The following is a 12,559-nucleotide window of genomic DNA, read 5'->3' as shown; positions in this document are numbered from 1 at the left end:
CTCCTATAGTTGTCAACTCGTTTTGAGGAGCGCGTTTTCGGCGGGGTGGATGAGGTGGAAGACCTCGCGGATGACGTATCTCTTGAGACAGCGGATGATGTCGCGTTTGCTGAGCCCTTCGGCGGTGCGACGGTTGACGTAGTCGATCGTCGGTTGGTGGAATCGCATCCGGACGATCACCGTGCGATAGATCGCGGCGTTCAGTTGCCGGTGACCGCCGTGATTGATCCGGTGCCGCCCCGAGGTCATCCCGGAGGATGCCGGAATGGGGCTGATCCCAGCAAGTTTCGCCAGGGCCGCTTCGGAGCGGATCCGTTCGGGGTTGTCGCCGACGACAATAAGGATTTCCGCTGCGGTATCAGATCCGATGCCGAACGACTCGATGAGCTGCGGGGCGGTCCGGAGAACGAGCTTCTCGATCATCGTCTCCAGTTCGGTTGCCTCCGCGTCGAGAGCGAGCCAGCGGCGGGCAAGGGAACGCAGGGTGTGGCGGATGCTGTCGTCCGGGGTCTCGAGTCGGGCCGGGCGGAGAGAGGCGAGGTGGCGTGCGAGCATGATTTGTGTCCTGCGGGCGGTGTCCTGACGGAGCTGATCTGAGGCGTGAATCAGCATCGTCTTCATCGTGATCATTGCTGATGCCCGGTCTTTCACTGCACCATCGTGGGCTACTTTCAGTTGTCTGATCATCTCAACAGCACCGTCAGCGGTTTTGGGTTCTGCGGTCGCGAAGCCAGCAAGGACGGCCCGGGCAGCGTTCTCTGCGTCGAGTGTGTCCGACTTTCCGACCAGGCGGCGCATGCGCCGGTCGATCGCAGCGATCAGGTCGGCGGGATCACACCCTGCCCGAGTGTCCAGGATGAGGGCGGCGCCGACCTGCATAGGCACGGTCCCTCGATCGGTCGCCAGCGACATGAGGTCGTCGGAGCTGACCCTATCGACGCGTGCCATCAGCGCAGATACCTGATTTCGAATACCGGATAGTCCGCGGCAATCCGCTCGAATTGCGCGACCGGTTCACGGCGGTCGACCGGAACGTGCGCGCGAGCACCAGGGGCTTGGTCCAGGTAGGCCTTAAGAATTGGGGCGCGATCTTCCGCAGCGACCTCAGTGAGAAGTACCGGTCGTCTGCGGCCCGCGTGGACGATGGCGTGCCCTCCGGCGGCTCGGACATTGCGGACCCACCGTGAGCGTTGGCCGAGCATCGACACCAGAAATTCGCGGTGGTCGAAATTGGCAATCACCAGCGGAAGAATAAGAGCCGTAGCGGATGTGGGGTTGACGGTTTCGAGAGTCACAGCCCAGTGCGGACTGAGCCCGAGTGAGAACATCTTCGCGCTGAGATCGTTCAAGAATCGTGCGGTTCGATTGGGCCTTCCGCCGGCATACATCCGCCGTCGGGATTCATCGCCGATCATTCCGCCGCCACGGATTCGACTCCTGGCTGGGTGTGCTCGAAGGTGACGAGAACCAGCGGCGTGCCCTCCGCGACTGGTACGTGCCAGCGTTGACGGTATGCGGCGAGGAGGGTGGGGTATCGAGCCTCTGACGTGTCGAGCACTACCGCGGTAGCGAGTTGCCAGGCCCCGTCAACGAGAACTTCGATGGCGCTGGGACGCCTGAGGTTACGCCACCATTTCTTGCGTTCCGGATGCCCCGGGACCACGATCAGGCCGTCCGAAGTCCTCGCGAATTGGACAGGCAGTTCGAACTGATTTCCCGTGACGTGCCCCCGTATTCGCAAAAGCACCAGGGACTTGGATAGAACAGTACGTGCGGGCGAGGAGAGAAGCAGTGCGACAAGGCGGTTGGCTGTTGATTGACCGTCGAGCGACGGAGCGAGTAGCCCGCTGACCAGTCCCAGGACGGCCCCGGCCACGGCACCGGTTGCGGTTCCCGACATGATGACCAAGGGGTAGTTCCAATCGGGTCCGGGTGTTGTCGCGCCGAGGATGATGATCGTCATCGTCGGCGCCCAGGCGAGGGCGCTTATCCCGATCCAGCGCCACGGATGACTGACCAGTGGTACGAAGCCACCGGCTTGCACCGCCCCGAGGACGGCTCCCATGACGGCCCCCAATGCGGCCGCGCCGACGACGATCAGTACGATCGGCGGAGTCGAGTCGTCGGTGACGGAAGACAGCTGACTTGGTACCGATGCGGCAGCCCATCCCAGCCCGGCAACGAGGACGGTCAGGACAATCCACCGAGGCCGGCTCAGCCTGGGTAGCCATCGCTTCAGCGCAATGGACTGCAGCCCTCCCAGGGCCACCCCCTCGATCAGTCCGCCGCAGACGACGAGAAGCATGCCGAGGATACCGCTCGCGCTGCCAGCGACCCCTACAACGAAGTCCGGAGTGCGCGCGGCGGCGGCCGCTGCGGACATCCCGATTGCTTCGGCCACCGCGCAGACGGCGATCCATCGCCCCAACGGAAAAACACCGGGATGTTTCGCCGGGCTGACCTTCGTCAGGCGGGTCATCGTGACGGGAATCTTCGCGTCGCAGGGCTCAGAACACCCAGTATCACCAGAACGAGCAGCAGTTCTATGATTCCGAGTGCGAGGTACACGGCCTGCAACCAGGAGTACCCGGTGATCGCCAGTTCGACGAAGATCCAGAGGATCATGCCGAAACCCGCGACCGCAGTTGCGACGTGGCCATAACGGTTCTGTCGCTGGGTCGTGATCGCAGCAAACCCCTGGGTGCCGCCGACCAGGACGCCGAGGATCAAACCGGGGACCACATAAGAGGTGAACGGAGTGCCCTGCAGGTACTCGAGCGGAACTCCGGCACCATTAGCAACGACCCCCAAAAACCCGCCCGCCACGGCTGAGATCGTGCCAAAATAAAGCACCACGACAAGGACGGGTCGAGCCCACAGGATCATGGTGCGTGAACCAGGTCTTTCGCATCTCGTCTCATCGAAACCGGATAGTCGACGGTTGCAGTACCCATGCGCACGAGCATCTGGATGGTTTGCCCCTCGGGGGCGTACTCGGAATGGATTGCGGCGTATGGCCCCGCCATCGTGGGGTACTCCTGAAGCACCTGGCTGAGGGGTTGCATCACCAGCCCGAGCGTGCGCGCGTGGAGACAGAACTGGGCATACAGGATGCCTGCCTGGACTTGCTCTGCACGGCTGTTTCCCGGAGTGCTGATCAGCGCATAGGCAGCAGTGTGAGCCACCCCGGCTGCGGTGAGGGCTATGGCGTTCTTCGCACCGGTCGCGTCATCGTTCAACGCGGGATCGATCGTGATCAGCCCCTGGAGGAAGTACTTCATAAACCCGCTGGTTCCTTGACCCTCAACGGCAAATCCGGAGCGCGCAGTGTTCTTAGCCTGCTCAGTGCCGTGGAAGACAGCATCGCTTTCCGAGGTGGCGGCGATGTTCTTAGTTTCGATCAGAGTGCCCTGGATTCCGAACTCGCCGAGGGTCTTCATATCCGACTTGTCACTGAGTATCGACAGGCGTGCAGTCGATGCGTCACCGACTGAGGTCAGCGCACTCGTCTGAGCCGAGGTGAGAGGCGCGTCGGAGTATGGGGAGCGATTGGTGTCAGACAAGAACAACGATGCGTAGTCGTCGGTCTTCGTGGACGGGTCCTTCGCCAAGGTGATGCGCGCAACCGGATGTTCGCTCATCGATGTCTTCAGATTGGTTTCGTCGTAGGTCCCGTTCGGAAAGAGATCAAACGACGCCGAATACCCGAGGTGCTCCGCTGCCACCTGAAGGTAGGCGAGGAAAGTGCCCTGCGAGACCATCGTCTGCCGCGCCAACGGATCGACTGCCGAAGTCAGCCGGGTCGGATCGGTGTAGAGGTAGAGGACATCCGGGTCTGTCGTGTCGAGCTGAACGGTCCACGGCTGCATATTGTGTCCGCTCGGGGCCAGCACAGCGTGAGCCACGACTCTCATTCTCACGTCCTTGAACTGCTGGTAGTAGCCAGCACTCCACGGTTTGAGGTAGGTCGCCGGTACGAAAATACCCCCGACCGTCAAGATCGCACCGAGACCCAAGGCGAGCACCCCGACCACCGACCCGACAGTGATCCACGCGATTCGCCGGCCACGGTGCTTGTTCATGACGACGTCGCTCCTCAGGTGCTCGGGACGGGCGTCGGCGAGACGACCTGCGCCGAACCCGGCACAGGCTGCCGAGTCGGTTCCGCCAGATGGACGATCAGCACGATTACACCCGCGATAGGCAGCAGCAGCCAGAACAGCTCGGCCCAGGTGCGGCCAACATCGCGCAGGCGACGCACCGTCACGGCCAGCGTCGGAACAAGAACCACCAACCCGAATGCGCCAGAAAGACTCGCGCCAAGGTACACGGTCCCCTGATCGGTGAATATATTCAGCGCATTCAACGCAAGATGCGCGATCACACTAAACAAAGAGAACCACCAAAATTCCGGCCTGCCCGCAGCACCAGTAAAGTCGGCATACTTGCGAAGAACCGCGCGGACGGCCTGAAGCATGTTCATGGGGGGCTTCCTTCTCGAGGGGATGACGATCTTCCCAGAGTGCGTCCGGTCGGCCCACGTTCCCAGTGCCAAAGGTCCCGAGCAACCTGCTCAACAACTGAGTCGAGTGAATTAGGCCGAGTTCAGGCCCGAGTGGTGTCCTTGCCCGGCGGTTACCATCTGTGTCGACTCGAGATAGGTCGAATATTTCGGGCCGTTCTCACTCGGGCAGCGTCCGTTGGATCCGCCGCGATAATATTTGACATTCATCCACCGCAGGTGATTCAAGGCGTGTGGCACAAAGACATCGGTGAGCACGTCCGTGCTGAGTCCCAGTACTGCGAAAACGATACGAGCACGAGATGCCCCGCGCGGTGCGGGACAAGATACGCGTCTACAAGTAGTACCGCCCGTTAGCGCCATCCGTTGGACAATCGCCGGATACCCCCAGCCCGCCCGGGGCCGAACTTTCTGGCGGTGCCCGTAAGCCGGACGGTCAGCGGGCGCAATATGAAGGGGCTCGCAAAGGCGCGTTCTCGGTCAAACGCTTATCGAGCGGGGTGCCCGCAGGGAAACCACCGCTGCGCGGACGATCGCATCTGCGGCGTCAGCGACGTGTAAGGCGCCGGAGTGCGGCCTCGTCTAGTGATGATCTTATCGAGGTAATCCCGCAGCGCCCAAACGCGCGCTGGCGGGGCACCATCGACGGCGAAGGTTTGCGTCAGCTCTCCGTCCGTTACTCCGAGTGCCGCCAGCAGTTCTTCCTGGGTCGCTTCGGAAATGACGAGGTTGGCGCGCAGCTCGGCACTCGTTGCTTCACGCTGTGCGCGACTTAGTGACATATTTCCCTTTAGGCAGAGTTCTCGACGGCTCTATCGGGGAGCCGCCGAGACAACCCCTATTCGGATCTGATCGGTAGCTGCAGGTACGACGCCCGCTCGCCACCGGTATGAATCACATGCTGGCCGGCATTCGCGCCGACGTACTCGCGAATGCCGGGCATGAGGGTTCCGAGGAGGTTCGCCGAGCTGATGATGAAGCGCAGCTGCTCCCCCGGGTGGAACGCGAGGCCGACCGGCATCAGGTCGATCTCGATGTCGACGACCTCATCGGGCGTGAGCTTCTCAACCCGGTCGAAGGTGTGCGCCGGGATGTCATCCGTCGCCAGCGCACCGTCGAGGTGACGCGCCGAGACCCGAAGCCGCCCATCGGACCCCTTGTACCGAAGGATCGTGGCGCCGTGGTCCGTGAGGTCGTGCGCCATCGGGCTCTGGTTCGGCACGGTGAACGCCTGCAGCGGGGTTCCGAACTTGTCGAGTTTCTGGATGAGTACGAACAAGTCCATGTCATCGGCATCCTTGGCCTCGACCCACAGGTGCGCCTTCGGGTAGCCGACAATCACGGTCTCCTTCTCGAAACGCGTGATGAATGACACGGCGTTCGGGTTCAGTGCGACCGAGTACGCGGCGGATGCCTCCGCGGCGGGGACCTCGGTGCTCAGGCTGCGCCGGGCACCGTCGAGGTAGAACTTAGTGGAAGAGACGCCGGCGGGCGGGAACGACTCGGCGGGCACTGCCACAGCATCGCCGCCCTCGAGGTCGAGCACCGAGTAGCGCACCCGAGGGGTTTGCTCCCAGCCGTTCTCGATTCCTTTGAGGAAGTGGTCGAAGAACCGGCGCAGGTCTTCGACGTTCTCCGGGTCGTAGTAGTCGGGCCATTCCTGACCGTTGTGGATGCGCAGCCACTTGTCCTCGGAGGCGATGCGGCGCCAGCCCCGGAACGTACCCGCGGTGTGCAGCGTGTTGGAGTAGCTCGCCACCACGTACGCGGGCACGGTGATCTTGTCGAACTCGGGGATCTTGTTCGCCCACAACTCGTTGACCAGCGGGTACTTGTCGACCTCCGCCAGGATGTCCTCCTTCTGGCCCTTGCCGAAGAAGCTGCCGTCCTGGAGCTGCTGGGCGAAGCCGGTGTCGGGCATTCCGCCGCGCAGCACCAGGTCACGGTAGACGTCGCTGATGCCCTCCCACGGGTTGATGGCGACCAGATGCGGCGGCTGCTCCGCGGCGGTGAACCACTGGGTCGCCGCGAGGTACGAGGTGCCGCTCATGCCGACCTTACCGTCGCACCACTCTTGCTCGGCCAGCCACTCGACGATGTCGTAGCAGTCTCGGCCGTCCTGCCGATCCCACAGCACGCTGTCGCCCTCGGAGTCGACCACGCCTCGGATATCGGGGTTGCAAATCGCGTAGCCCCGCGCGACCCAATAGGCCGGGTCGGGTGCTTCGAACTTCTCGAGCCCCGACACGATGCTGTTGGGCAGGCCCACGAGCCCGAAGACGCCCATGACGCTGATCGACGTTCCCTGGCCCTTGCCATAGGGGCTGTACGCCACAACCACGGGGACCTTCTCCGTGCCCGCGGGGCGGAATACGTCCACGTAGACGGTCACGCCATCACGCAGCGTCACGGCGACATCCTTCTCAAACACCACGTCAACGGGCAAGGGCATGAACTGCGGCGCAACCTGGTAGCCGGCCTCGAGCGTGCGCGTGCCCGGCTCGAACGGAGTCAGCAGCCCCGTTCGCATCGGAGGGAGCGGCTGGGATGCCGTGTAGATCTTCAGGTCTTCGCTCATGGTGAGCTCCTTCTCTTTTCCGTGGCTCCATCGCCGAAAGGTGGAACGCAGCGAGCGTACGCTCTCTGCGCGCAAAACTCAACGCTTGTTGATATATTTGGTGCTCGGTAGAATTTCCTCATGACGGATGCGAGCACGCCCAAGCGGCAGGGACGTCGACCCGGCTCCAACCAAACACGTCAGCTCGTACTCGATGCGGCACGGGCGCGATTCGCCGAAGATGGCTACGCGGGCACCACGATCCGAGCGATCGCTGCCGACGCCGGGGTCGATTCGTCCCTCGTCATGCAGTACTTCGGGTCGAAGGAAGACTTGTTCGGCGCCGTCATGTCGATCACCCCGCACGCCCTGTCGCGTTTCGCCGAAGCCTTCGACGGCCCCGAGGACGGCCTCGGCGAACGGGTGGCACGCGCGTTCCTGGAGATCTGGGAGGGCGACCCCGCGGATTCGGAGCCGTTGCTCGCCATGCTGCGCGCGGCGATGAGCAACGAGCAGGCGACCGTCCAGCTCCGCGACTTCCTCCAGGCGCGCATCACCGAGCTGCCCGGCCATGGCGCGAAGGAGGCCGCACTTCGCATCGGGCTCGCGTCGTCGATGCTCGTCGGCCTCACCGTCGGGCGCCGCATCGTTCGCGTGCCGGCTCTCGCCGACGCGAGCACCGAGTCGCTCATCCATGTTCTGGCACCTGCGCTCCAGTCGATCCTCGTTGATCCGGAAGGCTGATCGGGCTACTTGGCCGGGGCCGGTGCGAACCGGTCCAGCGTCGTGATGCCGCCGACCAAGTGCGGCTGAACACCCGCCATCAGCCGTCCGTAGTTCTCGGAGAGCGCCTCGAGGTTCAGCGCACCGTGCAGTGTGACGATGCGGGCATCCCGCCACGACCGCTGGATCGGTTCGAAGTCCATGATCGCCGTCGAGCCCGAGTTGCGCTGGATGAGCTCGATCGCCTCGGCGCACCACTTCGCCGCGTAGGCGGTCTCCATGAGCACGCGCGCGCTGAAGTGCTGCATGTACTCGCCGTCCGCAGGAGTGCCCGTGGCGGCGAGCTGCCCGAGACGATCGGTCTCCTCGGCGTTGGCGCGCGTCATGAGCACGGCCGACTGGATCTTGGAGTGCACCTCGGCGAGCATGAGGTGTGTGAGGGGCGCCTCGAGCTGGTTCTTGTAGGTGGTGCCACGGATCGGCCTGCCCGCCGACCGCTCGAGGAATCGCTCGAGCGCGCCCTGGGCGATGCCGATCGACATTCCGGCCATGGTGCTGAACGCCCAGCCGAGAGTCGGAGCCTTCCACAGCGAACCCGACAGACCACTGTCGATGGAAGCCCGGGCGATCTGCCCGAAATCGACGCCGCGATAGTCGGGAACGAATAGCTCGCCGCCCGCGAGGGTTGCCGAGACACTCCCGGTCGCGCGCATTCCGGCGACGTGCCAGTCGTCGAGGAATCGCAGCTCGTCGCGCGGTACCTGAAGAGCGACGAGGAAGGGCCCGTCCGGACCCTCGGCGATGCATCCGAGGTTCGTGAATGGCGACCACAGGGAGTCGCTCGCGAAGGTCCAGGGGCCCCCCGAGACGATCCAGCCGCCGTCGACCTCCTTCGCGCGGCCGCGGGATGCCGGGAAGTGGCTCGAGCCCGCGACGCGCGGGCCGACCCAGGCCGGGCCGTAGACCTCCTCTATGACCTGCGGGCCCATCCCCGCCGGAATCCAGTTCGTGGAGGCCCCCGCCCACACCGTCCATCCGGCGGAGCCGTCCCACTTCGACACTTCGGAGACGACGTCGAGCTGCTCGCGAACGCTCAGTTCGAGCCCGCCGAACTCGGCGGGGCTGCCGATGTCGAAGGCTCCCGTCGCGTGCAAGTTTGCGATCGTCTCATCCGAGTGTCGTCCCGCACGCTCTGCGTCGACCGCGCGTTCGCGAAGGGTTGGGCCAAGGGCGCGGACGTTGTCGAGAACTGTGGTGACGGTCATGGTCATCTCCTGGTTGGTCATCGCGCGGGCACCAAGGGCAACTGGATGTAGCTGGGGTGCTCGGGTCCGGTGAACACCGTGTTGGTGGCACCGCCGTGGTAGCTCTCGTCGTAGGCGCGGGAGGGAAGCCCGGCCGGCGAGTAGGGCTGGATGTCGACGCGTAGTCGCGAACGCTTGCGGATCGCGGCGCTGCTGGGGTTGATACCCACCTCGACCTCAACGACCTGGCCGTCGGTCAAGGGCTGGTAGTCGGACTCGAGGTGGGTGTGCACGGGCCAGTACTCGGTCGAGCGGCCTGCGTCGATCGTGCGATGCGAGACCTTGAGCAGTCCGTGGCCGGCGGGGTGGATGTTGGCGGGGTCGATGGGCGGCACGAGCGACTCGTACCGGATCTCGCGGTTGTTCTCGTCGATCACACGGATCGATACGTAGACGTCCATGTCGGCGCTCGTCGACGCGACGAAGAGGCCCGCCTTCATGTAGCCCGCGAGCACCATGTCCTCCTCCAGCGGCTCAGTGATGAAAGTCACGCCGGTCGACCACCGCGGGGTGCCGCCGACGAAGCCGGTGGGTGCGGGAATCGGATGCCCCTTGTCGAGTTCAGCGGAGTAGCTCGCCGACGACTCCGTCGTCGGCACGGTGTCGGTGACCCGCAGGAAGTCATCGCGGCGGCCATCGCCCGGCCAGGCGGACGGCGTCGCATCCAGGTACCAGCGGCGGTACTCGGTGCGGGCGAGCGGCCACTCCTGCTCCTCGAGCACGTAGTGGCCGCCGTTTCCGGTGCGCACCTGCACGCGCACGGGAGCGCCGTCCATGATCCCGTTGTAGTCGCCCTTGAGCCAATGGTCGAAGAACTGCACGTGCTCGTCGATCGTCGAGTTCTTGTAGCTGTGCGGAAACCACGCGTCAACGAAGTCGAACCGCTTCGAGGCGACGCCGGTCGAGCGCAGGAATGTCTCACTGCTGCCGAGCTGGTGGATCACGACGCCGGTCTGCGGCCCGACGATCCAGACCGGAGCTGTAGCCTTCTCGAGCTCGGGGCGCACGAAAATCGAGCCTTGATTGCCGTACGCCTCGGGCTCGTTGAACGGGGTGGCGAGCATCCGTGCCATCCAGTCGGTCTCGCGACGCTCGCCGATGTAGTTGTGACCCGCCATCGCCGCTCGCCACCACATCCAGAAGCCCTCGCCGAAGAGGCCGCCTCCGTAGATCGCCTCGTTGTAGAGGTCGGCATCGGTGCCGAGCGCGATCATCGCCTTGAGGTGCGGCGGCTGCAGAGCCGCGACCGTGTGCTGCGTGAGCGCGAGGTACGACATCCCCCACAGGCCGACGTTGCCGTTCGACCAGGGCTGCGTCCCGGCCCACTCGATCGCGTCGTAGTAGTCCTCGGCCTGCTGCACGCTGAACGGATGCTGCAGCCCCGGGCTGTTGCCGACACCGCGCGCATCGACGCGGATGCAGATGTAGCCCTTGCGCACCCAGACGGACGACTCGACGCTCTCGTGGTTCTCGTACTGGAGTCCGTCGGGGTTGCCCGTGAAGTAACGGTCTTCGACCTCTTCCTTGTGCGCGGCTTCGGCGGCGCTGCCGATGACGCCGTGGTCGAAGGCCTTGCCGTAGAAGCCCTGGTTCATGATGACCGGGTACTGACCGTCATCCGCCGGCCGGAAGATGTCGGCGCACACGTACGAGCCGTCGCGCAGCGGGATGCGTACGTCGGTCAGCTTGATGATGCCGCGGATGTTGCGGCGCAGCTCGTTACGCGCGGCCGCGCCGTTTCGAAGCTTGCGCGGGGTGTTGTCGGTGAATACGCCAGGGGTCGAGTTGAGCTTCTCGAGGAGTCCAGTCACCACCGGATCGCTCGCGAACGTGATCGCCTGGTTGGTGGAAAAGGCGACCATGGCCTCCGCGCCCGACTCTGCGGCCACGGTGTCGCCGATGTCTTGGGCGTCGGTCGCCGCCTGGTTGAAGTTGAGGACCATCGGGCCGATCGCCTCGTGCACCGCGGGTGCGATCGTGATGCCGCCCTCGGGATCGCCCGACTCGTCGAGCGTCTGCACGAAGCGAGCGAGGTTGGTGACGATGGGGTCGCTGAGCCGGTCGATCTTGCCGTCGGAGCGGTTCACGAGTTGGGCCAGGTTGATGCGCGGCGCGCCGGGAACGGCACCAAGCACGATGCCACCGGCCAGGAACGCGATGGCCTCCCCCGCGCGGTACTGGAATTCGCCGCGCTCGTTGGTGATGCCCGACAGCGTCGGGGTCTCGTACTTCAGGCCGGAGATCGGTCCGGCGAAAACACCGGTGGAGACATCCATTGTCATCACACGCTCACTCTCTGTTGAATTTGCTGCCGGGCCTCGTCGCCGGGCAGGATCACGCACTTGGCGTGGGGGGAAGAGGCTTGGTCATTCCACGCGGCGGGCAGCTCGCGGAGCGGGTAGGTGTTCACGTCGACAGCAATGTTGTCGCGCGCGCTGGCGGTCCACAGCCAGCTCAGGGCTGCTGCCTTCTCGCTCAGGGGCGTGTGCAGTCCGGCGAATCCGGACAGGGAGATCTGCTTTCCGCGCAGGAGGCCCGCGGGAACGCGCGCAGTAGAACCGGCGAGGTTGCCGATGTTCACAACGCGCGCGCGCATGCCGCACACCTGGAGCGCGGCTTCGAGTGGCACCCCGTAGAGGCCGTCGAGCACTACATCGACAGGGCCACTCACCGCGGCGATGCGCTGTGCGAGCTCGGCGGCGGACTCGTCGGGGCGCAGATCGACGACGGCGTCAGCGACGGTTCGGTCGAGGGCAGCGCGGTCCCGGGCAACTCCAATGACCTTCGAGGCGCCGTGCTGTTTCGCGATCTGGATCGCAAGCTGCCCAACGGCCCCGGTGGCACCGAGCACGAGGACGACCTCGCCCGCCGTGAGGGCAGCGCGCTCGACGAGCGGCACGTACGCGGCAACGCCGGAGTTGCCGATGGCGGCGGCCGACACGGCGTCGACGTCTTCTGGCAGCGCGATGACATCGCCGTCGGGCACGATCACGTAAGTGGCAAGGGCGCCGGGCAGTGACGGCGACGCGTGGCATTCGGCGTACACCCGGATGCCCGCCGCGAAGGTATCGGATTCAAGCACAGTTCCAACGCACTCGCTGCCGGGAACATAGGGCTCTTCGTGCCGCGCGGAGTGGAAATTGCCCGAGGCGATGAGCAGGTCCAGCGGGTTCACCGGGGCGGCGATGACCTCGAGCAGCGTGAAGCCAGGGGCTCGGCGCGGGAGAGTGACTGAACCGATGTGGGGGGTCTCACCGGGGGCGTCGACGATTCCCGCAGCGACCACGAGGGCGTCGGACTCGACGCTCTCGGTGCCCCGCCATTGGGGATCGGTCCCGCTCACGGGCGCTCCTTTACCATTGATATGGTTAGTGTGGTTTTGAGTATGGGCTTGTGCAATGATCGCTGTCAAGAGAAATATAAACAAGCGTGTAGTTCTGTTCCCAAGGAGAT

General features: G+C 64.6%; 12 protein-coding genes. 1 reads left to right on the top strand and 11 read right to left on the bottom strand.

Annotated elements, in window-relative coordinates; genetic code table 11:
• Positions 1 to 12: 12 nt before the first annotated feature.
• The 8 genes from VLI63_RS17270 to VLI63_RS17235 all read right to left on the bottom strand — a co-directional run bounded on the left by VLI63_RS17270 (position 13) and on the right by VLI63_RS17235 (position 7,100).
• A complete protein-coding gene (locus VLI63_RS17270) occupies positions 13 to 555 on the bottom strand; it encodes a transposase (RefSeq protein WP_409158089.1) in 543 nt (180 codons plus the stop codon).
• A gap of 392 nt (positions 556 to 947) precedes the next feature.
• Positions 948 to 1,415 (bottom strand): nitroreductase family deazaflavin-dependent oxidoreductase, encoded by a 468-nt coding sequence (locus VLI63_RS17265; protein WP_409158088.1) that lies wholly within the window; start codon positions 1,413 to 1,415, stop codon positions 948 to 950.
• Positions 1,412 to 2,479, bottom strand: coding sequence for a nitroreductase/quinone reductase family protein (locus tag VLI63_RS17260; protein WP_409158087.1), 1,068 nt, complete (start codon positions 2,477 to 2,479; stop codon positions 1,412 to 1,414). The genes VLI63_RS17265 and VLI63_RS17260 overlap by 4 nt, the downstream gene beginning before the upstream one ends.
• Positions 2,476 to 2,886, bottom strand: coding sequence for a hypothetical protein (locus VLI63_RS17255; RefSeq protein WP_409158086.1), 411 nt, complete (start codon positions 2,884 to 2,886; stop codon positions 2,476 to 2,478). The genes VLI63_RS17260 and VLI63_RS17255 overlap by 4 nt, the downstream gene beginning before the upstream one ends.
• A complete protein-coding gene (locus VLI63_RS17250) occupies positions 2,883 to 4,034 on the bottom strand; it encodes an Acg family FMN-binding oxidoreductase (RefSeq protein ID WP_409158085.1) in 1,152 nt (383 codons plus the stop codon). The genes VLI63_RS17255 and VLI63_RS17250 overlap by 4 nt, the downstream gene beginning before the upstream one ends.
• A gap of 62 nt (positions 4,035 to 4,096) precedes the next feature.
• Complete coding sequence (locus tag VLI63_RS17245) at positions 4,097 to 4,483, bottom strand: DUF805 domain-containing protein (RefSeq protein ID WP_409158084.1); 387 nt, start codon at positions 4,481 to 4,483, stop codon at positions 4,097 to 4,099.
• Positions 4,484 to 5,010: 527 nt separating this feature from the next.
• Positions 5,011 to 5,304: a DUF2316 family protein gene (locus VLI63_RS17240; protein WP_409158083.1), complete on the bottom strand. Its 294-nt coding sequence runs from the start codon at positions 5,302 to 5,304 to the stop codon at positions 5,011 to 5,013.
• Positions 5,305 to 5,360: 56 nt separating this feature from the next.
• Positions 5,361 to 7,100: a CocE/NonD family hydrolase gene (locus VLI63_RS17235; protein ID WP_409158082.1), complete on the bottom strand. Its 1,740-nt coding sequence runs from the start codon at positions 7,098 to 7,100 to the stop codon at positions 5,361 to 5,363.
• Positions 7,101 to 7,220: 120 nt separating this feature from the next.
• Here VLI63_RS17235 and VLI63_RS17230 point away from each other — a divergent pair, with 120 nt between their 5' ends.
• A complete protein-coding gene (locus VLI63_RS17230) occupies positions 7,221 to 7,823 on the top strand; it encodes a TetR family transcriptional regulator (RefSeq protein ID WP_409158081.1) in 603 nt (200 codons plus the stop codon).
• 5 nt (positions 7,824 to 7,828) lie between these two features.
• On the opposite strand, the gene VLI63_RS17225 is transcribed toward VLI63_RS17230, so the two are convergent.
• Genes VLI63_RS17225 through VLI63_RS17215 form a run of 3 tightly spaced genes read right to left on the bottom strand, consistent with a single transcriptional unit; the run spans position 7,829 to position 12,449 of the window.
• Positions 7,829 to 9,067 (bottom strand): acyl-CoA dehydrogenase family protein, encoded by a 1,239-nt coding sequence (locus VLI63_RS17225; protein WP_409158080.1) that lies wholly within the window; start codon positions 9,065 to 9,067, stop codon positions 7,829 to 7,831.
• Between the two features lie 17 nt (positions 9,068 to 9,084).
• Positions 9,085 to 11,388: a CocE/NonD family hydrolase gene (locus VLI63_RS17220; RefSeq protein WP_409158109.1), complete on the bottom strand. Its 2,304-nt coding sequence runs from the start codon at positions 11,386 to 11,388 to the stop codon at positions 9,085 to 9,087.
• A complete protein-coding gene (locus VLI63_RS17215; protein WP_409158079.1) occupies positions 11,388 to 12,449 on the bottom strand; it encodes a zinc-binding alcohol dehydrogenase family protein in 1,062 nt (353 codons plus the stop codon). Before VLI63_RS17215 ends, VLI63_RS17220 begins: the two co-directional genes overlap by 1 nt.
• Positions 12,450 to 12,559 lie beyond the last annotated feature (110 nt).

The organism is Lacisediminihabitans sp. H27-G8 (genome assembly GCF_046156175.1).
In the GTDB taxonomy this organism is placed as follows: domain Bacteria; phylum Actinomycetota; class Actinomycetes; order Actinomycetales; family Microbacteriaceae; genus Lacisediminihabitans.
This window is presented reverse-complemented; position numbering and strand designations above follow the sequence as displayed.

Excerpts from the sequence above, each read along its gene's own strand:
- VLI63_RS17240 (WP_409158083.1), bottom strand. The coding sequence starts at position 5,304 with ATGTCACTAAGTCGCGCACAGCGTGAAGCAACGAGTGCCGAGCTGCGC.
- VLI63_RS17245 (WP_409158084.1), bottom strand. The coding sequence starts at position 4,483 with ATGAACATGCTTCAGGCCGTCCGCGCGGTTCTTCGCAAGTATGCCGAC.
- VLI63_RS17255 (WP_409158086.1), bottom strand. The coding sequence starts at position 2,886 with ATGATCCTGTGGGCTCGACCCGTCCTTGTCGTGGTGCTTTATTTTGGC.
- VLI63_RS17235 (WP_409158082.1), bottom strand. The coding sequence starts at position 7,100 with ATGAGCGAAGACCTGAAGATCTACACGGCATCCCAGCCGCTCCCTCCG.
- VLI63_RS17270 (WP_409158089.1), bottom strand. The coding sequence starts at position 555 with ATGCTCGCACGCCACCTCGCCTCTCTCCGCCCGGCCCGACTCGAGACC.
- VLI63_RS17220 (WP_409158109.1), bottom strand. The coding sequence starts at position 11,388 with ATGACAATGGATGTCTCCACCGGTGTTTTCGCCGGACCGATCTCCGGC.
- VLI63_RS17265 (WP_409158088.1), bottom strand. The coding sequence starts at position 1,415 with ATGATCGGCGATGAATCCCGACGGCGGATGTATGCCGGCGGAAGGCCC.
- VLI63_RS17225 (WP_409158080.1), bottom strand. The coding sequence starts at position 9,067 with ATGACCGTCACCACAGTTCTCGACAACGTCCGCGCCCTTGGCCCAACC.
- VLI63_RS17230 (WP_409158081.1), top strand. The coding sequence starts at position 7,221 with ATGACGGATGCGAGCACGCCCAAGCGGCAGGGACGTCGACCCGGCTCC.
- VLI63_RS17260 (WP_409158087.1), bottom strand. The coding sequence starts at position 2,479 with ATGACCCGCCTGACGAAGGTCAGCCCGGCGAAACATCCCGGTGTTTTT.